Source organism: Sphingopyxis sp. LARHCG72, assembly GCF_052871675.1.
Genome location: NZ_JBIXJU010000007.1, coordinates 187,803 through 209,716, shown reverse-complemented (window position 1 = coordinate 209,716; position 21,914 = coordinate 187,803). Strand labels below are relative to the sequence as shown.

General features: G+C 65.5%; 21 protein-coding genes. 17 read left to right on the top strand and 4 right to left on the bottom strand.

Features of this window, described 5'->3' with window-relative positions:
- Nucleotides 1-331: 331 nt before the first annotated feature.
- From ACIPPQ_RS16770 to ACIPPQ_RS16710, 13 genes are all read left to right on the top strand, one after another.
- Entirely contained in the window at nt 332-2,359 is a 2,028-nt protein-coding gene (locus ACIPPQ_RS16770) for a conjugal transfer protein TraG (RefSeq protein ID WP_446545205.1), read from the top strand.
- A gap of 26 nt (nt 2,360-2,385) precedes the next feature.
- The gene (locus ACIPPQ_RS16765) at nt 2,386-2,787 is read left to right on the top strand and encodes a CopG family transcriptional regulator (RefSeq protein WP_446545204.1); all 402 of its coding nucleotides are present in this window, start codon (nt 2,386-2,388) and stop codon (nt 2,785-2,787) included.
- Entirely contained in the window at nt 2,784-3,770 is a 987-nt protein-coding gene (gene trbB / locus ACIPPQ_RS16760) for a P-type conjugative transfer ATPase TrbB (RefSeq protein WP_446545203.1), read from the top strand. The genes ACIPPQ_RS16765 and trbB overlap by 4 nt, the downstream gene beginning before the upstream one ends.
- Nucleotides 3,771-3,790: 20 nt before the next feature.
- Nucleotides 3,791-4,123 carry a TrbC/VirB2 family protein gene (locus ACIPPQ_RS16755; RefSeq protein ID WP_446545248.1) on the top strand — a complete coding sequence of 111 codons (333 nt, stop codon included), beginning with the start codon at nt 3,791-3,793 and terminating at the stop codon, nt 4,121-4,123.
- Complete coding sequence (locus tag ACIPPQ_RS16750) at nt 4,120-4,389, top strand: VirB3 family type IV secretion system protein (protein ID WP_446545202.1); 270 nt, start codon at nt 4,120-4,122, stop codon at nt 4,387-4,389. The genes ACIPPQ_RS16755 and ACIPPQ_RS16750 overlap by 4 nt, the downstream gene beginning before the upstream one ends.
- A complete protein-coding gene (gene trbE, locus ACIPPQ_RS16745) occupies nt 4,383-6,842 on the top strand; it encodes a conjugal transfer protein TrbE (protein ID WP_446545201.1) in 2,460 nt (819 codons plus the stop codon). The genes ACIPPQ_RS16750 and trbE overlap by 7 nt, the downstream gene beginning before the upstream one ends.
- A 1-nt stretch (nt 6,843) precedes the next feature.
- Nucleotides 6,844-7,554, top strand: a complete 711-nt coding sequence (gene trbJ / locus ACIPPQ_RS16740; protein ID WP_446545200.1) for a P-type conjugative transfer protein TrbJ — start codon at nt 6,844-6,846, stop codon at nt 7,552-7,554.
- Between the two features lie 141 nt (nt 7,555-7,695).
- Nucleotides 7,696-9,018 carry a P-type conjugative transfer protein TrbL gene (gene trbL / locus ACIPPQ_RS16735; protein ID WP_446545199.1) on the top strand — a complete coding sequence of 441 codons (1,323 nt, stop codon included), beginning with the start codon at nt 7,696-7,698 and terminating at the stop codon, nt 9,016-9,018.
- 3 nt (nt 9,019-9,021) lie between these two features.
- Complete coding sequence (gene trbF, locus ACIPPQ_RS16730) at nt 9,022-9,867, top strand: conjugal transfer protein TrbF (RefSeq protein WP_446545198.1); 846 nt, start codon at nt 9,022-9,024, stop codon at nt 9,865-9,867.
- Nucleotides 9,864-10,691, top strand: a complete 828-nt coding sequence (trbG, locus tag ACIPPQ_RS16725; protein ID WP_446545197.1) for a P-type conjugative transfer protein TrbG — start codon at nt 9,864-9,866, stop codon at nt 10,689-10,691. The genes trbF and trbG overlap by 4 nt, the downstream gene beginning before the upstream one ends.
- Nucleotides 10,688-11,956 carry a TrbI/VirB10 family protein gene (locus ACIPPQ_RS16720; protein WP_446545196.1) on the top strand — a complete coding sequence of 423 codons (1,269 nt, stop codon included), beginning with the start codon at nt 10,688-10,690 and terminating at the stop codon, nt 11,954-11,956. Before trbG ends, ACIPPQ_RS16720 begins: the two co-directional genes overlap by 4 nt.
- 2 nt (nt 11,957-11,958) lie before the next feature.
- Nucleotides 11,959-12,189 (top strand): DUF2274 domain-containing protein, encoded by a 231-nt coding sequence (locus ACIPPQ_RS16715; protein WP_446545195.1) that lies wholly within the window; start codon nt 11,959-11,961, stop codon nt 12,187-12,189.
- Nucleotides 12,190-12,288: 99 nt separating this feature from the next.
- Entirely contained in the window at nt 12,289-12,594 is a 306-nt protein-coding gene (locus ACIPPQ_RS16710) for a helix-turn-helix domain-containing protein (protein ID WP_446545194.1), read from the top strand.
- Between the two features lie 155 nt (nt 12,595-12,749).
- On the opposite strand, the gene ACIPPQ_RS16705 is transcribed toward ACIPPQ_RS16710, so the two are convergent.
- The 4 genes from ACIPPQ_RS16705 to ACIPPQ_RS16690 all read right to left on the bottom strand — a co-directional run bounded on the left by ACIPPQ_RS16705 (nt 12,750) and on the right by ACIPPQ_RS16690 (nt 16,599).
- Nucleotides 12,750-13,049 (bottom strand): HigA family addiction module antitoxin, encoded by a 300-nt coding sequence (locus ACIPPQ_RS16705; RefSeq protein WP_446545193.1) that lies wholly within the window; start codon nt 13,047-13,049, stop codon nt 12,750-12,752.
- Nucleotides 13,049-13,336 carry a type II toxin-antitoxin system RelE/ParE family toxin gene (locus tag ACIPPQ_RS16700; RefSeq protein ID WP_446545192.1) on the bottom strand — a complete coding sequence of 96 codons (288 nt, stop codon included), beginning with the start codon at nt 13,334-13,336 and terminating at the stop codon, nt 13,049-13,051. The genes ACIPPQ_RS16705 and ACIPPQ_RS16700 overlap by 1 nt, the downstream gene beginning before the upstream one ends.
- A gap of 538 nt (nt 13,337-13,874) precedes the next feature.
- Nucleotides 13,875-14,345 (bottom strand): DUF3237 domain-containing protein, encoded by a 471-nt coding sequence (locus tag ACIPPQ_RS16695; RefSeq protein WP_446545191.1) that lies wholly within the window; start codon nt 14,343-14,345, stop codon nt 13,875-13,877.
- 67 nt (nt 14,346-14,412) lie between these two features.
- The gene (locus tag ACIPPQ_RS16690) at nt 14,413-16,599 is read right to left on the bottom strand and encodes a TonB-dependent receptor (protein WP_446545190.1); all 2,187 of its coding nucleotides are present in this window, start codon (nt 16,597-16,599) and stop codon (nt 14,413-14,415) included.
- 145 nt (nt 16,600-16,744) lie between these two features.
- On the opposite strand from ACIPPQ_RS16690, the gene ACIPPQ_RS16685 reads away from it, so the two are divergent.
- The 4 genes from ACIPPQ_RS16685 (at nt 16,745) to ACIPPQ_RS16670 (ending at nt 21,896) form a co-directional block, all read left to right on the top strand.
- A complete protein-coding gene (locus tag ACIPPQ_RS16685; protein WP_446545189.1) occupies nt 16,745-18,127 on the top strand; it encodes a spinster family MFS transporter in 1,383 nt (460 codons plus the stop codon).
- A gap of 122 nt (nt 18,128-18,249) precedes the next feature.
- Nucleotides 18,250-18,729 carry a MarR family winged helix-turn-helix transcriptional regulator gene (locus ACIPPQ_RS16680; RefSeq protein WP_446545188.1) on the top strand — a complete coding sequence of 160 codons (480 nt, stop codon included), beginning with the start codon at nt 18,250-18,252 and terminating at the stop codon, nt 18,727-18,729.
- Nucleotides 18,730-18,808: 79 nt separating this feature from the next.
- Nucleotides 18,809-20,083, top strand: a complete 1,275-nt coding sequence (locus ACIPPQ_RS16675; protein WP_446545187.1) for a hypothetical protein — start codon at nt 18,809-18,811, stop codon at nt 20,081-20,083.
- A 94-nt stretch (nt 20,084-20,177) separates the two neighbouring features.
- Nucleotides 20,178-21,896, top strand: coding sequence for a sulfatase-like hydrolase/transferase (locus tag ACIPPQ_RS16670; RefSeq protein WP_446545186.1), 1,719 nt, complete (start codon nt 20,178-20,180; stop codon nt 21,894-21,896).
- The last annotated feature ends 18 nt before the right edge of the window (nt 21,897-21,914 follow it).

Genomic DNA, 21,914 nt, shown 5'->3' with positions numbered 1-21,914 from the left:
ACCGGTCGGCCCGTATAGGAAGCATCAGAGCCGAACGCCATATTCCTTCGCCGGGTGTTAGCCTTGATACGGTCGGCGCGCCCCGATCCCGCCGGGCGATACAATCGCGGCGGCGCTGCAGATGCGATGCCGACTCGGCAGGTCGTCAAACCGATTCACGACCTGACGGTCGGAATTTCCGGTCCAATAGTCCGCGTCGGCGTGTTTCTTGCGCGTCAGCTGCCGCACTCTGCCGCATTCTGCCGCCCAAGCGCAGTGTTCGCTATCGCTGCGATCGCTGATCTTTCGTTGGTTAGCCGGCTTCGTCCGGCGCCCACGAACGGAGCCCGTAATGACACCCACCAAATTGCTCGTCGGACAGATATTGCTGGTCTTCGCGATCATGATCGCGGGAATATGGGCCGCCACGCAGTGGGCCGCCGCGCTGCTCGGCCATCAACCGCAGCTCGGCGCGGCATGGTTCGATATGTTCGGCATGCCGGTCTACCGTCCGTGGCAGCTGTTTGCCTGGTGGTATCATTATGAAGCCTATGCCCCCGAGGTCTTCGACAAGGCGGGGACGCTCGCCGCGGCAAGCGGCTTCTTCGGCTGCGCCGCTGCGATCGGCGGGTCCTTGTGGCGCGCGCGCCAGTCGAGTCAGGTCACCACCTACGGATCGGCGCGCTGGGCGACGGGGAAGGAAATCCGCCGTGCCGGGCTGCATCGCGAAACGGGCGTGCTCTTAGGGCGTCTCGGCTCGCGCTATCTGCGCCACGATGGTCCCGAGCATGTCATGGCGTTCGCCCCAACGCGGTCGGGGAAGGGCGTTGGGCTGGTCGTTCCGACTTTACTCAGCTGGACCGGCAGCGCGGTCATTCACGACATCAAGGGCGAGAACTGGAAGCTGACCGCGGGTTGGCGCTCGAAATTCTCGCACACACTGCTGTTCAATCCGACCGATGCCGCGTCCGCCCGCTACAATCCGCTACTCGAAGTGCGCCGCGGCGAGCACGAAGTGCGCGACGTGCAGAACATCGCCGACATTCTCGTCGACCCCGAAGGGGCGCTTGAACGCCGCAACCATTGGGAAAAAACATCGCATTCGCTGCTCGTGGGTACGATCCTCCATATCCTCTACGCCGAGGAGGAAAAGACCCTCGCGCGTGTCGCGACCTTCCTCTCCGATCCGCAGCGGCCCTTCGCCGCCACACTGAAGCGGATGATGACGACCAATCACCTCGGCACGGACGCTGCGCCGCGGGTCCACCCTGTCGTCGCTTCCGCCGCGCGCGAGCTTTTGAACAAGAGCGAGAATGAGCGCTCGGGCGTGCTGTCGACCGCAATGTCGTTCCTCGGCCTCTACCGCGATCCAACGGTGGCGGGGGTGACCTCGCGTTGCGATTTTCGAATCGCCGACCTTGTCGAGGGCGAAGTCCCGCTGTCGCTTTATCTCGTCGTGCCGCCCTCGGACATCAGCCGCACCAAGCCGCTCGTCCGCCTTATCCTCAACCAGATCGGTCGCCGGCTCACCGAGAAGCTCGACACTCCAGGATCGAAGGTGCGTCGACATCAACTCCTGATGATGCTCGACGAGTTTCCGGCGCTCGGGCGGCTCGACTTCTTCGAGACGAGCCTTGCGTTCATGGCGGGCTATGGCGTGCGAGCCTTTCTGATCGCCCAGTCGCTGAATCAGATCGAAAAAGCCTATGGCGAACATAATTCGATCCTCGACAACTGCCACGTCCGCATCGCCTTCGCGACCAACGACGAGCGCACGGCGCGGCGCATCTCGGATGCGCTCGGCGTCGCGACCGAGCAGCGCGCGATGCGCAACTATGCGGGGCACCGGCTCGCGCCCTGGCTCGCGCATGTCATGGTCAGCCGTCAGGAAACCGCGCGGCCGCTGTTGACGCAGGGCGAGGTCATGGCGCTGCCGCCCGAGGACGAGCTTGTTCTTGTTTCCGGCATGGCGCCGATCCGCGCGAAGAAGCTGCGATATTATAAAGATGCGAACTTCTCCGACCGGCGGCTCGATCCGCCGCAATCAGCGGATGGCGGCTGTCCCGACCGGCCAAATCCGCGGCCGAACGATTGGGGCAGCTTCGCGCGGCGGCCCGACATCCGCCTCGCGACGGCTGCCGACGGCGACGCCGGACAGGAAGATGGCGGCCTCCATCAGCAGCGCACCCCCGACATCGCCGAAGAGGCGCCGGCGCTCGCCGAGCCGCCGAAGCAACTCGACATGCTCGGTCTCGAAAAGGACGACGATGATGCCGCCGCCGACAAGCGCGCGATCGACCGCGCGCGGGGCGCGGACGCGGTGCAGCGCGCGCACGCGATTAACCAGGGTGACGACGACGACACCCTGCCGAGCTTCTGATCATGGGACGCCGCAAGGAAAACAAGGTGCGCTATCAGCTCTTCCTTCCCGAGGAATTGAGCGCCCGCTTCGAGGCGCTCGCCGCGAAGCCCGGCGCGAGCAAGTCGGCGATCCTCGTCGACGCGCTCACTGCCTGGCTCGGCCGCCAGGCCGTGTCCGAACTCGAAACCCGGTTCAGCGCTCGCCTCGATCGTATGTCGCTCGCGCTCGGGCGGATCGAGCGCGACGGCCATATCCTTCTCGAAAGCCTCGCGCTCTTCGTGCGCTACCAGTTGATGATCCAGGCGCCGCTCGCCGACGGCGACGCGGCGGCGCGCGCCATCGGGCGCGACCGCTTCAATGCCTTTGTCGAGCGCGTCGCCGAGGCAATGGCGAGCGGCACCCGCACGCTTGGCGCGGGGCGTGATCGTTCGGGCGAAATGTCATGAGCGAAACCTTGTCCGCTGTGCGCAGCCGCGCGATGCTCCAGACTGCGATGGGGCCGACGATCGCCGCCGCGCTCGCCGACGCTGTCGTCGTCGAGATCATGATCAACCCCGATGGGCGGCTATGGATCGACCGGCTCGGCGAGGGGCGCAGCGACACCGGCGCGCGCTTCGAGCCCGCGCAGGTCGAGCGGATCATCCGTCTCGTCGCGTCGCACGCGCGCACCGAGGCACATGCCACCGCGCCGATCGTCTCGGCCGAACTGCCGCCGCATGGGGAAGGGGCAGGCGAACGCTTCGAGGGCGTGTTGCCGCCGGTCGCGACCGCACCCTGCTTCGCGATCCGCAAGCCCGCCGCCAAAATCCATACGCTCGGCGACTATGTCGCCGGCGGCATCCTGTCGGCGAAAAAGGCGCGGCTGCTCGCTCTGGCGGTTGCCGAAGCCCGCAACATTCTGATCGTCGGCGGTACGTCGTCGGGCAAGACAACGCTCGCCAATGCGCTGCTCGCCGAAATGGGCGGGCGCGACGAGCGCGTCATCCTCATCGAGGATACGCGCGAGCTCCAATGCGCGGCGCGCGATGTCGTCGCGCTGCGTACGCGTGGGCCTGTCGGAGGCGGCGCTGGCGCGGTGACGATGGCGGACCTTGTCCGCTCGACACTGCGGCTGCGCCCGGACCGGATCATCGTCGGCGAGGTCCGCGGGCGCGAGGCGCTCGATATGCTCAAGGCATGGAATACAGGGCATCCAGGCGGGATCGCGACGATCCACGCCAACAGCGCCGCGGCCGCGCTCTACCGGCTCGAGCAGCTCGTCCAGGAAGTCACCGTCACCGTGCCCCGCGCGCTGATCGCCGAGGCGATCGACGTCGTGATCTTTATCGCCGGTCGCGGGCTCGCCCGCCGCGTCGAGACCGTCGCGCGCGTCGCGGGCCTGCGGGCCGACGGCTCATACGCCATCGAAGATGTCGCACTGACTGATTGAGAACAGGAGATTTTGTCATGATGTTCGATTTGCCTAGGCATGGCCGGAAAACACCGATCGCAATCGCTGCCGTTGCCGCGGGTCTGCTGTTCGCCGCGACGGCCCAGGCCGCGGGCTCGGGGATGCCGTGGGAGGAACCGCTCCAGCAGGTGCTGGAATCGGTGCAGGGGCCGGTCGCCAAGATCATCGCGGTGATCATCATCATCACCACCGGGCTGACGCTCGCCTTCGGCGAGACCGGCGGAGGCTTTCGCAAGCTGATCCAGATCGTCTTCGGCCTGTCGATCGCCTTCGCGGCATCGAGCTTCTTCCTGAGCTTCTTCAGCTTCGGCGGCGGGGCGCTGATCGCATGAGCGGCGGAGAGCATACCGAAGGCTTCGAGGCGCCGCTGCACCGCTCCCTCGCCGAGCCGATCCTGCTTGGCGGCGCGCCGCGCGCGCTCGCCATCCTCAACGGCACCATCGCGGCGGCGCTCGGTCTCGGGCTTCAGCAATGGATCGCAGGCGTCGCGCTCTGGGCGCTCGGTCACAGCGTCGCCGTGATCGCCGCCAAGCGCGATCCCGATTTTGCTCCGGTGCTTCTGCGGCACCTGCGTCAGAAGGGACATTTCTCATGCTGAATTTGCGCGAATATCGCCGGAAAACCGATCGGCTCGCCGACCATCTGCCCTGGGCCGCGCTGGTCGCGCCGGGGGTTGTCCTCAACAAGGACGGCAGCTTCAGCCGGGTGCTCGCCTTTCGCGGTCCGGATCTTGAGTCGGCGACCGAGGGCGAGCTCGTCTCGGTGGCCGCGCGCGCCAACAATGTCCTCAAGCGCTTCGGCTCGGGCTGGGCGCTCCATATCGAGGCCGAACGCCGACCGGCGCCGGGCTATCCCGCGAGCCGCTTTCCCGACGCCGCGTCGTGGCTCGTCGACGAGGAACGGCGCGCCGCCTTCGAAGGCGCCGAGGCGCATTATGAAAGCGCCCTCACGCTCACGCTGACCTTCCTGCCGCCCGCCGACCAGAGCGACCGGGCAGGGCGGTGGCTCGTCGAGCGCGGCGAGGCGGGCAAGGCGCGTGACTGGCGCGAAGCGCTCGCGGCCTTCGTCGCCGCGACGAACCGGGCGCGCGATCTCTTCGCCGGCTTCATGCCCGAGGTGCGCGCACTGGATGACAAGGAGATGCTGACCTATCTCCACGGCACGATCTCGGCACGACGCCATGACATTGCTGTCCCCGAAACGCCGGTCTATCTCGACGGGCTGCTCGCCGACACACCGCTCGTCGGCGGGCTCGAGCCGATGCTTGGTGGACAGCACCTGCGCACGCTCACCATCCTCGGTTTCCCCAATCTCACCCGGCCCGCCATCTTGGATGCCCTCAATCATCAAGGCTTTTCCTATCGTTGGGTGACGCGCTTCATGGCACTCGACAAGATGCAAGCCACCAAGGCGTTGACGCGTCTGCGCCGCCAGTGGTTCAACAAGCGCAAGTCGGTCGCGGCGCTGCTGCGCGAGGTCATGTACAATCAGCCGGCGCAGCTGCTCGACAGCGATGCCGACAACAAGATGGTCGACGCCGACCTCGCGCTCCAGGCGCTCGGCGGCGATCATGTCGCCTTCGGCCACCTCACGACGACGATCACCGTCGCCGACGCCGAGAGGGCACGCGTCGAGGAAAAGCTGCGCGGGGTCGAGCGGATCGTGAACGGGCTCGGTTTCACCTCTATCCGCGAAGGCGTCAATGCGGTCGAAGCCTGGCTCGGCTCGCTTCCGGGGCAGGTCTACGCCAATGTCCGTCAGCCGCTCGTCCACACCCTCAATCTTGCGCATCTGATGCCGCTGTCGTCGGTGTGGGCGGGACCGGCGCGCAATGCGCATCTCGGCGGGCCGCCGCTGCTATATGCCGAGACGAGCGGTTCGACGCCTTTCCGGCTTTCGACCCATGTCGGCGACGTCGGCCATATGATGATCGTCGGCCCGACCGGCGCGGGCAAATCGGTGCTGCTGGCGCTGCTCGCGATCCAGTTCCGCCGTTACGCCGGCGCGCAGGTCTATATCTTCGACAAGGGCGCGTCGGCGCGCGCCGCGGTTCTCGCCATGGGGGGTGCGCATCATGCGCTGGGCCTCGGCGGCGAGGGCGATGCCGCAGGGGAGGGCGGCATCGCCTTCCAGCCGCTGCGCCTGATCGATGGGGCCGACGAGCGTGCCTGGGCCGCGGCCTGGATCGCGGCGCTCATTGCCAGCGAGACCGTGGCGGTGACCCCCGAGATCAAGGAGGCGCTCTGGTCGGCGCTCACCAGTCTCGCGAGCGCGCCGCCCGAAGAGCGCACGCTCACAGGGCTGTCGCTGCTGCTGCAATCGGCACCGCTACGCGCCGCGCTCGCACCCTATACGCTCGAAGGGCCGTTCGGGCGATTGCTCGACGCCGCCGAGGACGATCTCGCCCTCGCCGACGTCCAATGCTTCGAGACCGAGGCGCTGATGGGGCAGGCGGGCGTCGTCGCGCCGGTGCTGACCTATTTGTTTCACCGGATCGAGGAACGGTTCGACGGGCGGCCGACACTGCTGATCTTGGACGAAGCTTGGGTCTTTCTCGACCATCCGCTGTTTGCCGCGCGCATCCGCGAATGGCTGAAGGTGCTGCGCAAGAAGAATGTATCGGTGATCTTCGCGACGCAGAGCTTGGCCGATATCGCCGACAGCGCGATCGCGCCGGCGATCATCGAAAGCTGCCCACAACGCATATTGTTGCCGAACGACCGGGCGGTAGAACCGCAGAGCGCAGCGGCCTATGCGCGCTTCGGGCTCAATGCACGCCAGATCGAACTGGTCGCGCGAGCGACTCCCAAGCGCCAATATTATCTGCAATCGGCGCGCGGCAACCGGCTGTTCGAACTCGGGCTCGGCCCCGTCGCGCTCGCGCTCTGCGGCGCCTCCGATCCCGAAGTCCAGAAAGCGATCAACCGCATCCTCGCCGAGCATGGGCGCGCGGGTTTTGCCGCGCGCTTCCTCTCCGAGCGCGGTCTGCCCTGGGCGGCCGAGTTGCTCGGCCGCTTCGACACATCCCCCGAGCCTGAGAAGGAGATTTGAGATGAAGAAGTTCGTGATGGTACTGCTCCTCGGCTGTGCCGCGGCATCGGTTCCGGTCGTGCCGGTGCGGGCGGTCCCGGTGTTCGACAGTGCCAATTATTCGCAGAATCTGCTCACCGCGGCGCGAACGCTTCAGCAGATCAACCAGCAGATCCAGTCACTCCAGAACGAAGCGCAGATACTGGTCAACCAGCAGAAGAATTTGGCGACGATTGACTTTCCGCAGATGACTGCCCTGCAACAGCGCCTCGCCCAGATCGATCGGTTGATGGGACAGGTGCAGGGGATCGACTTTCGCGTCGACCGCCTCGACGAGCAGTTCCGCCAGGCCTTCCCGATCAGCTTTGAGCATCTGGCGACGCGTGACGCGCGCATCGCGTCCGCAAAGGCGCGGCTCGATGCCGAAATGGCGTCGTTCCGGCAGGCGATGGCGGTACAGAGCGGCATCGTCGAAAATGTCAGGGGCGACGCCGAGGCGCTCACAGCGATCGTCGAGCGGAGCCAAGACGCGGAAGGCGGCCTGCAGGCGGCGCAGGCAACCAACCAGCTGCTCGCGCTCGCGGCAAAGCAGCAGTTCCAGATTCAGCAGCTGATGTCGGCCCAGTTCCGAGAGACGACGCTCGAACGCGCGCGGCGCGCGCAGGTCGAGCGCGAAGCGCGCGCGTCGACCCGGCGCTTCCTCGGCGACGGCAAGGCGTGGGCGCCGCGCTGAGCTAGCTGACCGAACGGGGCAGGACGGGCCACGCCAGATCACACGCCCGAGAGCTGCCCCGTCGTGGGGGCCGCCGCGACAGCGGTTTTCCATTGGCCGTCTGCCGCCGGCCCCCGCGACAAAATTCGAGGATGAGGAAAGATGGACGATCTCAATATCATCGATCAGTTTATGCAGGTCTTCATCGCCTATATCGACAGCGGCTTCGGGCTGCTCGGCGGCGATGTCGGCTTCCTGACTTCCATCCTCGTCGGCATCGACATCACGCTTGCCGGCCTCTTCTGGGCGCTCGGCGGCGAAGACGATGTCCTCGCGAAATTCCTGAAGAAGATCCTCTACGTCGGTGTCTTCGCGCTGATCCTGAACAGCTTCCAGACATTGTCGGAAGTCATCTTTCGCTCCTTCGCCGGCCTCGGTCTCACCGCCGGCGGCAGCGCAATAGGTCCCGACGACCTGCTGATGCCGGGCCGCCTCGCGGGCACCGGCTTCGAGGCGGCCTGGCCGCTGCTCGAACAGGCGAAGGAACTCGTCGGTCCGATCGCCTTCTTCGACAATTTCGTCGAGATCGCGGTGCTCGTCATCGCCTGGCTGATCGTCATTGCGGCCTTCTTCATCCTCGCGATCCAGCTTTTCATCACGATATTGGAATTCAAGCTCACCAGCCTGGCGGGCTTCGTGCTCGTGCCCTTCGCCCTGTGGAACCGCACCTCGTTCCTCGCCGAGCGGGTGCTCGGCAATGTCGTGAGCTCGGGCATCAAGGTCATGGTTCTCGCGGTGATCGTCGGGATCGGCTCGAACTATTTCGCTGACTTCACGAGCGCGCTCACCGCAGAGGAGGTGACGATCGAGCAGGCGGTATCGCTGATGCTCGCGAGCCTCGCGCTGTTCGGCCTCGCGATTTTTGGCCCCGGTATCGCCTCGGGTCTCGTCTCCGGCGCGCCGCAGCTCGGCGCCGGCTCGGCCGTCGCGACCACCGCGCTCGCCGCCGGCGGTCTGGCGATGGGCGGCACCGGAGCCGTTGCCGCCGCGCGCGGCTTGGGCGGCACGGGACTCGGCGCGATCCGCGCCGGCACTTCAATGGGGAGCGCCGCGTCCACTGCCTACAGGCTCGGCCAGGAGACGTCGGGATCGGCGACCGTCGGCGCGGGGCTGGGAGGCGTCGCGACGGCCGCCAAGGGCGCCGCCGGACAGCGCCTGCGCTCGGTGGCGGCGCTCGATGCGGCTGCCCAGCGCGGCGAGCAGGCCGCGTGGAACGCTGGCAGCACTGCCGGGTCGGGAGGAAAGGGGAGCGCCGCGGCAGGCAGCAGTTCCGCGCCCGTCGCGTCCGACGCCGCGCCAGCCTGGGCGCAGCGGCTCCAGGATCAGCAGAACGCCCGCCACCGGCGGCAGGTGGCCGTCCATGCCATTCGCGATGGCGATCGCGGCGGCGCCGGCATCGCACCCGATATCAAGGAAAGGGACTAAGCCATGACATTCAAACGGGCATTGCAGCGCTACGGGCAGACGCCTGAACCCGAAACGCCCTACCAGCGCGCCGGCCAGCTCTGGGACGAGCGTATCGGTTCGGCGCGCGTCCAGGCGAAGAACTGGCGGCTGATGGCGTTCGGCGGGCTGTTCCTGACGATAGGTCTGTCGTCGGCACTCGTCTGGCAGTCGATGCAGAGCCGTGTCATTCCCTATGTCGTCGAGGTCGATAAATTGGGGCAGGCGCAGGCGGTGGCGAAAGCCGATACCGACTATAGGCCGAGCGACGCACAGATTGCCTGGCATCTCGGCCGCTTCATCACCCATATCCGTTCGCGCTCGCTCGACGCCGTGCTCATGCGCGAGAACTGGCTCGCTGCCTATGATTTCGCGACCGAGCGAGGGGCGCTGTTCCTCGGCGAATATGCCCGCGCCGCGAATCCCTTCGCCGAGGTCGGGCGTCGCACGGTATCGGTGCAGGTCACCAGCATCGTGCGTTCGTCTGACGACAGCTTCCGCGTCAACTGGACCGAGCAGGCCTATGAGCGCGGCAGCCTGTCGGGGACATCGCGCTGGACGGCGGTTGTGACGATCAAGGTAAAGACGCCGCGCTCGGCCGAGATTCTCCGCAAAAATCCGCTCGGTCTCTATGTCGATGCGATTGACTGGAGCCGTGAGCTCGAGACGCCGGCGCTGCCAGCGCTCCGACAATCCGGACCGCCGGGAGCGCCGTCCGCCGCGCCGTCCGAATTGGGGGCCTCCGGCAATATTCCGTCCGGATCGCCGCTCGCTCCAGGCCCCGCCGCTCGGCCGACGCAGCAGGCCTCGCTCGAAGGAGATGCTCCATGATCCGCTTCCTCGTCCTCTCGACCTGTCTCGCCGCGCTTGCGCCGGCTGCATCCGCCCAGGGCGCGCCGGGGGTCGCCTCCGCGCACAAGGCCGCGATCCGCGAGCCGGCAGCCTCTGCCTATATGAATGCCGTGCAGGTCTATCCATTTGCCGATGGCGTGCTCTACCGGCTCTACACGGCGCCGGGTCGGGTCAGTGACATCGCGCTCGAACCTGGCGAGACGCTTGTCTCGGTCGCCGCCGGCGATACGTCCCGCTGGACGGTCGGCGACACGACCAGCGGCAGCGGCGAGACGCGGCGTACGCACCTCCTCGTCAAGCCGTTCGCGGCAGGACTTTCCTCAAATCTCGTCGTCGCGACCAACCGGCGGGTCTATCACGTCCAGCTGACCAGCACCGTATCGACCGCGATGACCGCGATCCGCTGGACTTATCCGCAGGATGAATTGCTCGCGCTTTCGCGTCGGCAGGCGGCTGAGGAGGCGGCCCGCCCGGTTTCTGCCGGCATCTCGATCGAGAATCTCGATTTCGGCTATGCGATCAGCGGCGACAAGCCCGCATGGCGGCCGCTGCGCGCGTTCGACGACGGTCGCCAGACCTGGATCGAGTTTCCGGCGGATATCGCCGCCGGTGAAGCGCCACCGTTGTTCGTCGTCGATAGAAAGGGCGCGGCCGAGCTCGTCAACTACCGGGTCGCAGGACATTATTATGTCGTCGATCGACTCTTCGCCGCCGCCGAACTCCGGTTGGGCGGCAAGAAGCAGGCAATTGTCCGGATCGCCCGGACCGGCAAGGCGGCAGCAAAGCGAGGGAGGGGCGCATGACCGACGCTGTTCCCGAAGACAACGCAAACATTTCCGGCGACAACGCCGTCTCGCCCGGCAAAGCGCCGGCGAAGGTCGCGCCGCAAAGCCTCGCGATGCGCGCGCAGCCCGCGCGCGTGGCGCGATTTCGTCGCGGCGCGATTGTCACGATCGCCGGGATCGCTGCCGTCCTGGTGGCCGGTGTCAGCTGGTTCGCGCTGCGGAGCCCGGATCCTGACTCGCCCGGTCCTGACGACGATCGCGCGCCCGTCGCCGCCAAATCGGCCTCGGAGGTTCTTGCGGGCGTCCCGAAGAGCTATGGCGATGTTCCTCCTCTGGGGCCGCCGCTGCCGGGCGATCTCGGCAGGCCGATTTTGGCGCGGCAGCGCCAGCTCGACATGGAGGGTGCCATCGACCCGACAGCCGCTGCCGAGGCGGATGCCGCCGCGCGCGCGGCGCAGCAGGCTGAGACCGAACGCCAACGCGTTGCCGCCGAGCAGCGCGCGGCGCGCGAGTCCGGGGTGATGATGCAGCTTGCCAATGTCACGGCCCGGCCAGCTGCCGCCGAACCGGCGACAGAAACGGGCGCGCCTTCACCGCTGGCCGCGGCGGCTTCCGATCGCGGGAGCGATCCCAATGGCCAGCGGCGCAAGAACCAGCTCGTCGGACGATCGAACGCAGGCGACGACATCAATCCGCATCGCCTCGAGGTGGCGGCTTCGCCCTGGACTTTGCACGCCGGCACCGTGATTGCCGCCAGCCTGATCACCGGGCTGAACTCGGACCTGCCCGGCATCGTGACGGCACAGGTCACCGAAAATGCTTATGACAGCGTCACCGGGCGGACCTTGCTCCTTCCGCAAGGCTCGCGGCTGATAGGCAGCTATGACAGCGTGGTGGCGTTCGGGCAAAGCCGCGCGCTCGTCGTCTGGCAGCGGATCATCTTGCCCGACGGCGCCTCGATCCGGATCGACAATGTGCCCGCCAGCGACACGGCGGGTTATGCCGGTCTCGCCGATCGCATCGATCGTCACACATGGCAGCTTCTGAAGGGCGTCGCGCTTTCGACATTGCTCGGCGTCGGGACCGAGCTCGGCACGGGCAGCCGCGAGAGCGATCTCGTTCGCGCGATCCGGGAGTCGACCCAGCAGGCGGGGGCGCGGGCCGGCGATCAGCTCGTTGCGCGGAATCTCGATGTACCACCGACGCTGAAGGTTCGGCCCGGCTGGCCGCTCCGGGTCGTCGTACACAAGGATCTCGTCCTGCGACCGTGGCGCGGAGGGTAAAGATGATGGCGGATCTCAAGCTCGGCCGACTTCCAGATCGGACACCCATCAAGATTGCAATCGCGGTGCTGCCGGACCTGCATGGGCGCCTTTCCGCTTATGCCGCAGCCTATGCAGAGATTTACGGCGTCGAAGAGACCGTGACTGATCTCATCCCGGCGATGCTAGCCGTTTTTCTCGATAGCGACCGCGAATTCGCGAGGATCGAGAAATTGCCCAGGCGCGGGCGATGAGGCGCCGTAGATTCTCCGGAGGCCGATCTTGCAGGCTTGAGGTAACGAGCGGCCGGGTCCCGTAGGCCGCGAACAGCGAAATGCCCATGGAGGTCCACTATGGCATCGTTCGAACAATGCCCGAAAGGCTCTAAAAAACGAGCAGTATCGAGGCTCGATCCGATCAGCATTCGGATCGCCGAAGCGGTACGCGTGACGGGGCTCAGCCGTACCAAGATTTACCAATTGATCGCCGACGGCAAAATTGACGCTGCGAAGGTGGGCAAGGCGACGCTCATTTATGTCCAGAGCTTGCGACAATTTTTACAGGATCACCCGCGGCCGCAGCATGGAGGCGATCGTCGGAGTGTAGGGTTCAAAGGCCAACGTCCCGGCAATTCTTCTAAGCGGAGCTTCGATCGGTGACGCGTCTGCGTGCGCATGGCCGGGTAGGGCGAGCTCGAAATCGCCTGCATAATCTTGCCTCCGCCTGTCCGTGCTTGGATCGAGCCGGCTCCTCCAAGGGCGTCTAAATGTTGCGGGCTATAACGACTGATCACGAGGAGCATAGGCCAACATGATCAGGCAGCGATGAGTGACCTCACAGCGAGGTCGGCTTCATGCTCCCGCGCCTTCGCAAGCTCGTAGCGGGCATGCATGCGCAGCAGCGTCTCGGCCTTCACGCCGAACGCATGCTCGAAGCGGATGGCCATGTCGGCCGTCAGCGTGGTGCGGCCATTGAGTACGGCGCTGACCGTCTGACGGCTGACGCCGAACGCTTCGGTGAGCTCGTTTATCGACACGCCGTTGGCCTCGACGACCTCCGTTTTCAGCCACTCGCCGGCATGGATCGCGAAAGAGGGGTGAACCTTGATAGCCATCAGTGATAGTCCTCCAAATCCAGGTCGATGATCGAATCTTGGTCGTCGATCGAGAATGTCATCCGCCAATTGCGAGTGACGGTCATGGCCCATGTCCCGGCCCGGTCACCCGTCAGCGGGTGCAGGCCATAGTTGGGCGGCGTTCCGAGTTCGTCGACCGTCTCTGCTGCGATGATGAAGTTGATCATCTTGAACAGCCGGTCGACCAGATCACCGGGCAGACCCTTCGGCTTGCCCGTCTCGACGAACCGCCGAAGCGCCTTGTCCTTGATGCTCTCGATCTCCACAAATGGAAAGTGCCACTTTACACGCGCAATGTCAAGGCTTGCTTTACATGAGCGCCTTGGATTGGCAGAAAACGGCGGATCATGGGCCGTTCCGCTTCGTTCACGCCCACTGCTGGACGCACAGTCGCACGAGTGCGGCGAAGGTCGCAACGGCCACGAGCATCGCCGAGCTACAGAAGGATTTGCTGACGTGGTCCACCGCACTCTGACGCCAGTCTACGACCTCTTCGACGGCTTCGAAGCAACGCTGAAGTTCGTCGAGGCGGGAGCTCGACGAATTCCGGCGATCGCCGACACGGTGAGGACTATGAATTGCGGGAGGCGACAGTCATTTAGAGGGTGGTCACGCGGCCAAATCAAAGGACTTCGAGCCAGTAAATCCAATGGCTCGCCATTTGTCGTAAAACCAGAGCAACTCATCGAAAAGCTACCATTTTTGGGGCAGATTTTCAGACTTGGATTCCGAAAAGAATTTAAAATCAATGATTTGATCAGTATAGCTGAATCCCTCCTCCGCTACCAATCTATCGATGTCCCCTTAAAGCAGCTCGAACACGTCGTAGCGTACGGCGCCGCCAATGCTGGCACCGAGGCCGACCGCGACGATGTCGTTGAGCCAGAGATAGCGCTCGTCGCCCGTTTCGAACATCGGGGTGGTGCGGAAATAGACCTCGGCCTTTTCCTCGGGCGTTTGCGGTCCGCCCTTGCGGGCATGTTTGTGCGCGGCCGCCAGCGGGCGCAGCACGCCGCGGTAGGAGACATAGATCAGCGCGCCGTCGTGCGTTTCCATCGTGATGCGCGCGTCGAGCCGCAGCGTGTCGCTGTCGTCGATCGTCGCCCAGTCGCCACCGCTTGGCATCACGCGGCCGTGGAGCCGCTCGCCCGTGACTTCGCCGCCGGTCAGCGCGGCGATCATCCGGCGCCCGAAATGCGCCTTGCCGATCATCTGCTGCGGTTCGGTGAACGTGGCGGTGTACGAACAGAGAGAGCGGAAGCGGGGTTCGTCCATGGATCATCCTTTCAAGGACCGAAGGGGAAGGGCACGGCGGCGAAAGGGGTGCCGCCGTGCCCGCGGGTCACATCTTGAATGCGACCGTAACACCGTAGGTGCGCGGCGGCGCATAGGGGGTCAGGATCTGACGGAAGGCGCCGAAATAGGTGACATAGGTCGGCGTCAGTTCGTCGGTCAGATTCTTGCCCCACAGCGACACTTCCCAGCGATCGTCGGGCCCGGAGAGCGAAAGGCGCGCGTCGAGATTGTCGTGGCTCGGCCAGAGTTGCTGCGGGATGTTCGACGCTTCGAAAAAGGCGTCGTCGACCCAGCTATAGTCGACCCGCAGCTTTGCCGACAGGTCGCCGATCGGGGCCTCGAACTGCCCGCCGATGTTGAACTTGTTCTTCGGCGATCGCGGCAGGCGGTTGCCCGCGTAATTCTGGCCCGGGATCGTATATTCGGTGAACTTCGCATCGAGATAGGCATAGCTGCCGTCGATCTGGAACCCCTCGAACGGCCGTGCGACCGCCTCGACCTCGATCCCCTTGATCCGCGCCTTTGCCGCATTGCTGACGACGACGCAGCAGAGTGGGATCAGCTGCGAGATTTGCAGGTCCGAATAGTCGGTGCGGAATGCCGCGACGTTGAGGCGCAGGCGGCGGTCGAGCCAGTCGGTCTTCGCGCCGATTTCATAACCCCATGCGAATTCTGGGTCGTAGGGCGTCGACGCACCCGTGGCGGTACCCGACAGGCCCTGGAAACCGCCGCTCTTGTAACCGCGCGCGACCGAGCCATAGAGAAGGATATCGTCGGTGGCCTTCCAGTTGAGTGCGAAGCGCGGCGTGAAGGCCTTCCAATTCTTCTTGCCGGTTACGTCGTAGCCTGCGAGCGAACCCAGCGGCGGCGGCAGGCCGGGACCGCTGTCGGCCTTGAAACCGGCGAAGCGGCCGCTCTTGCGCTCCCATGTCATGCGCGCGCCGAGCGTCGCGGTCAGCGACGGCACGATCTCGACATCGACCTGCCCGAAGACCGCGATGCTGCGCGCGTTGACCGACTGCGGATAAATGCCGATCCCCGAATTGGCGGGGCTCGGGAAATCCTGGATCTGCCCTTCGACGCGGTCGTTATTCTCTTTCAGGAAATAGACACCCGTCTGGCCCTTCAGGCGCCCGTCCCATGCGTCGAAGGAGAGGCGCAGTTCCTGGCTGAACTGGCTGTTGTCCTCCTCGCCGAAGCTCGTCGATTCGATCTGCGCCGGCGGATTGATCGGGTTGCTGAAGAAGGGGGTGACGAAGTTGAACTTCACCTTGCGGAGCGCGGTGAGCGAGGTCAGCGTTCCGAACGGCAGGTCGAGGTTGACCTCGCCCGAATAGGTCTGGATCGTCCGTTTGACCTCGCCGTCGATATACGCGTTCACGACGCGCGGATCGGGGTTGATGCCGACGCAGTGGATACCGCCCTGAAAGCTGGTGTCGCAATTATTGTGCCGCGGATTGCCCTTCTGGTCCTGATGCGACACGTCGGCGCGCAGGATGATGTCGAGCGTGTCGGTCGGCACGAAACGCAGCGCGACGCGGCCCGTCGTCAGGTTGAGGTCGTTGACGTCATTGCCGGTGGTCTCGTTATATTCGAAGCCGTCGCGTTGCTTGTGCGACAGGCCGGCCGACAGATAGATTTTGTCGGTCAGCGCCATGTTGCCGCGCGCGATCACGCCGACGCGGTCGTAATTGCCGTAGGTGCCTTCGAAGAAGAAGCTCGTTTCGTCGGTCGGCTTGCGGCTGATGAACTGGACGAGGCCGCCGATCGCATTCTTGCCGAACAAGGTGCCCTGCGGCCCGCGCAGCACTTCGACGCGTTCGAGGTCGAGCGCATCGAGGTCGGGAGTGCCGCCGCGTCCGGCATAGACGCCGTCGATGAACACGACCACCGACGGGTCGCCCCCCGCGTTCTGGCTGATGCCCGGCGCGCTGCCGATGCCGCGCATTGCGAAGTTGGTGTTGATCGGATCGACCGCGCTCACCGCAAGGCCCGGCGTGCGGATCGCGATGTCCTGCACCGTTTCGATGCTGTTGTCGCGAAGCTGCTCGGCGCCGAAGGCAGTGACCGAGACGGGAACGTCCTGAAGCCTTTGTTCCTGTCGCTGCGCGGTGACGATGATGTCGCCGCTCGTGTCATCGGCGGTGTCCTGCGCCGCGGCTGCCGCGGGCAGGGCGGCTAGTGCCGCGCCGGTGAGGAAAAGGACGGACTGCTTCCTTCGGAAATAGGTCATCTCGCGTCTCCCAACACATTGTTTTTATCTGCGGCCGATCAGGCTTGACTCGGTCGCAAAATTACTTAGTTTTCTAAGTAACTGTTTCTATATAACAGGCCGACCTGTGGTGCAAGAGCGGGCGGCGATCGGGAGGACGGGATCGATGGCGACACAGATCGCGAAGGGTGCGACGCAAGGCGAGCCGGTCGGTACAGAGGATGCGGAGCCGGGCTGGCCGCGCCCCGCCTATAGCTGGTACGTCGTCGGCGTCCTGCTGCTCGCTTACACATTGTCCTTCGTCGACCGGATGATCCTCAGCCTGCTCGTCGCGCCGATCCGCGCGGCGCTCGAGATTTCGGATACCGAGGTCAGCCTGCTCATCGGGCTCGCCTTCGCGCTGTTCTATACCGTGCTCGGGCTGCCGATCGCGTGGATCGCCGATCGCTGGAACCGCCGGAACCTGATCGTGTCGGGCGTGGGGCTGTGGAGTGTGATGACCGCGGCGTGCGGCTTCGCCGGAAGCTATGCGACGCTGTTCCTCGCCCGCATGGGCGTGGGGGTGGGCGAAGCGGCGCTGTCGCCCGCGGCCTATTCGATGCTCAGCGACATGTTTCCGCGTAACAAGCTTGCGCGCGCGATGGCGGTCTATTCGATCGGGGTGCCGCTCGGATCGGGCGTCGCGATGATCCTCGGCTCTTTTGTCGTCCAAGCCGTGCTCGCGGCGCCGATGGTCGACCTGCCGCTGATCGGTCCGGTCGAGGCCTGGCGCACGATCTTCCTCTGGGTCGCCGCGCCGGGGCTGCTCGTCTGCCTGTTACTGTTCACCGTGCGCGAGCCGCTGCGGCATGGTCTCCGGCGGACCGCCGCACCCGACGATATGACCTCCGCCCCCGGTTTCCTGGCGCATCTCGCCGGGCAGCGCGTCGCGCTGGGGGCGCTGTTCGCGGGCATGTCGCTGATCGGGCTCGTCATGTACGGCGTGATCGCGTGGGTGCCGACCTTCTTTGCGCGCACCTATGGCATGGACGTATCGCAGGCCGGGCTGTGGTTCGGGTTGATCATGGCGATCGGCGGCGCGGCGGGGCTGGTGATCGGCGGGACGCTCGCCGACCGCATGTTCGCGAAGGGCGTTCCCGACGCGCATCTGCGCGTCATGCGCCTGTCGATCCTGCTCGGCGGGCCGCCCCTGCTCGCGGCGGCGTTGATGCCCGACGCGACGCTCGCCTTCGTCATGCTTGCGCTCGCCTTCCCGATGCTGACGATGCACGGCGTCGGCACGGTGGCGCTGCAATTCATCACGCCGAACGAATATCGCGCCCGCGTCACGGCGCTCTATTTCTTCGTGGTCAACCTGACCGGGCTCGGCTTTGGTCCGATGCTGATGGCGTTGCTCACCGATCATCTTTTCGGCGACGACGGCGCGCTGCGCTATTCGATCGCTCTGGTGACGGGCGTCGCGCTGCCGCTTGCGGCGATCATCCTGACGATGGGCTTTTCGGCTTTCGCCCGCGACCTTGCCCGAACGACGGACGCGGCCGGCACCTGACTCCTGCCCCGATCGGCGAAGGCCGGTTGACCGGGAAGGGGCCGGGCGCCATGCGCTGCGATTGCGCGAAGGTCGTCGAGGACCTTATGACAGGCCCGCCGCGGCCCGAAAGGAAGACGACGATGGATAGCCCGTTCCTGATGATGAACCTGCTGAGTGCCGTCTATTGGTTCGACGAGGCGCTGCAGGCCGCGCTCAAGGAAGCCGGAATTCCCAACGTCAGCCGCGCGCAGTCGATGCTGATCGCCAATATCTCGGCGGGCGAGCATCGCGCGACGCGCATCGCCCGCAATCTCGGCGTCACACGGCAGGCGATCAGCCTGATGCTCAGCGAACTTGAGGCGCGCGGCATCGTCGAGCTTGTTCCCGATCCCGACGACCGGCGCGCGCGGATCGTCCGTTTCGCCGAAAATGCAAACGACACGCGCCGAGCGGCCGCCAAGGCGTTGCACTATCTGGAACTGAAGCTGGTCGAGCGGATCGGCCTTCCGGCCTATCACGGCCTGCGCGACGCGATGCGGATGGACTGGGGCGATCCGCCGCGCGTGCCGCCCGGCGCGCTGGAAAAGTCCGACGAGGCCGGACAGGCTTCGCCGATTTAGTTAAGTTTCTTGACATTATTTCCGCCCGGCCTATTCTGGCCGCAACAGCCGATTCAACGGCTCGCCGGGAGAGAATGTCATGAATATTGCCGTTCAGACGCACAGGGCCGACGCAGAGGCCTTCGCCGATCGCCGGATTCCGAAAGGCGGCGACTGGTTGTCGCGCAAGGAACTCGCGGCGTTGACGCCCGAGGAACTGGTGCGCCGCACGACCGCGCTCAAGCCGCTCGTCGCCGCGCACGCGCTCGAATGCGAGCGGCTGCGCCGCCCGGTCGATGCCGTCTGGGACGCGATCCGCAGGACCGGCGTCTTTTATCATTTCGTTCCCAAACGCTACGGCGGGCTCGAGTTCGACATCGACAGCTTCATCGACGCGATGCTGCCGATCGCCGAGGGCTGTGGTTCGACCGGTTGGGTCACCGCCTTTTGCGTCGAGCACAACTGGATGCTCGCCCAGTTTCCGGAGGGTTTGCAGGACGAAACCTTCGGTGGCGCCTTTCCCTATATCATCGCGCCGGGCGCGACCAATCCGCCGGGCGTCGCGCAGCCCGCCCCCGGCGGCTATCGCCTGACCGGCCGCTGGAAATGGGGCACCGGCGTCATGCATGCCGACTGGGTGATGGTCACCGGCGTGATTCCGGGGGAAAGCCCGCCGCGCCAGCTCTTCTTCGCCTTGCCGGCGGAAGAGGTCGAAGTGCTCGACACCTGGCACGTCGACGGGATGATCGGGACGGGAAGCAACGACATTCGCTGCGACGACATGTTTGTTCCCGACCATCGCGTGATGGACATGGGCGAGATGCGGAACGGCAACGCCCCCGGTGCGAAACTCCACGCGCATAACCCGGTCTACCGGATGCCGATGACGCCTTTCCTCGCGATCACGGCGGCGATCGGCGCGGTCGGCGTCGCGCGGTCGGCGGTCGATCATTTCCGCGAACGCATCGGCGTTCGCACGATGCTGGGCACGACGGTCAAGCAGAACGAGAAAGCCTCGGCGCATATGCGGCTCGGCGAAGCGGCGGCGAAGACCGCGACGGCGGAGATGATCCTGCGCGAGGTCGGGCGCCGCAATGTGGCGCTGACCGAGGCGGCGGGCGACGGGCTGGTAAGCAATGAGGATCGCATCGCGCTCCGTGCGCAGGTTGCGCTCGCGATGGAGCTGTGCCGCGACGCGATCCGGCTGCTGGTCGAAGGAGCGGGGTCGAGCGCGCATATGACGAGCAGCCCGCTGCAGCGCGCGCTGCGCGACGTTAATGTGATGGCGAGCCATGTCGTCTATGATTTCGACGCCGCGACCGAATTGCTCGGACGCTCGCTGATCGGCCTGCCGCCCAACACCCCGGTCTTTTAAAAATTTGCGCAAGCAACTTGACAAATATTTTGCAGCCGTCATTATCTTAGCATACTAAGAAAACATCAGCATAACCGGCTTTGGGAGGTACGGGATGCGCGAGAAGGCAGAGATTGGCCGGCGGACATTGCTCGCCGGAGGTGCGGCGGCGCTGGTGGCGGCGAACGGCGCCCGGGCGACCGGAGCGGAAACGCGGCCGTCCGGCAAGCGGCGCGGTGCGCGGCCCAACATCCTCTTTATCGTAAACGATCAGGAGCGTGCGCTGGCCGACATTCCCGCCGGCCTGCCGCTTCCTGCGCACGACTGGCTGCGCGAGCGCGGTATCCTTTTCGACCGCTTCCACGTCAACACGACGCCGTGCGGGCCGTCGCGCTCGAACATCTATACCGGACTGCACACCCAGCACACCGGCGTCTATGCCAACCCCAATTCGCCGCCGCATCCCCAGCTCAGCCCGCAAATCCCGACGATCGGGACGATGCTGCGCCGCGCCGGTTATCGCACGGCCTACAAGGGCAAATGGCACCTTTCGAACATCAACGAAGGGCTGAACCTGCGCGGCGTCGCCGGCGGGATATTCCCGAACACCAGCGACCTCCTCGAGCCCTTCGGTTTTTCGGGCTATAATTTCAACGGCGAGCGCGAGGGACTGTCGTGGGAAGGCTTTATGAGCGACGGGGTGACCGCCGCCGAGGCCGCCGGCCAGCTTCGTAGCTTTGCCGATGATGAGGGCGACGCGCCCTGGTTCATGGCGGTCAATTTCGTCAATCCGCACGACATCATGTTCTATGATCCGAGCGGCGAGGGGGAGGCGACGCGAGCACGGCCGAACCTTGTCGCGCCGCTGCTCGCCGCACCGGGCGACCCGATCTATGGTCGCGACTGGAACTTTCCGCTGCCGCGCAGCTTCCATGCCGACGACCTGTCGCGCAAGCCGCGCGCCCACGCCGCGATCAACGCCAGTTCGGGGGCCTTCTATGGCCGGATGCGGCATTCGGACGAGGACGTCTGGCGCCGCAACCAGAATTATTATTTCAACTGCATCCGCGACGTCGACCGCCACATGCAGACGGTGTTCGACGCCCTCGTCGCCACGGGCCAGCTGGATAATACGGTCATCGTCTTCACGTCCGATCATGGCGAACGCGCGGGCGCGCACGGGATGCGGCAGAAGGGCGGTACGATCTACAAGGAGGATGTCGGTGTCCCGTTGATCGTCGTCCACCCCGACCTTCCCGGCGGGCGTTCGACGCATGCGCTGGGCAGCGCGGTCGACCTCGTCCCGACGATGCTGTCGCTCGCGGGGGTCGACGAGGGCGCGCGGCGCGACATGCAACCGAAGCTCGTCGGTCACGACCTGTCGGCGGCGATCGCCTCGACGACCGCGCGGACGCGCCGCGACGAGGTGGGGGTGCTGTTCAACTATGCCGTGCGCTATGGGTGGAACGCCCCCGATGCGCCCGCTGGTGCCGCCGAGACGAAGCCGCTGGCCGAAAACGACCTGATGCTCCGCCGCCTGCACCGCGGTGTGCACGACGGCCGCTACAAGTTTGCGCGCTATTTCGCGCCCGCGCAGCATCATATCCCGCAGCGCTGGGGCGACCTTGTCGCGTATAACGACCTCGAACTTTACGACACGGTGGCCGACCCCGACGAGATCGACAATCTCGCCTGGCGCCCCGACGCGCACAAATCGCTCATCGAACGCCTGAATGCCAAGACCAACGCGCTGATCGAAGCCGAGGTTGGTGCGGACAAGGGCGCCGAATATCCGGGTCCGGCACTACAATATGACACGCTGAAACTGACCTGACCCGTCACCTTTGGGAGA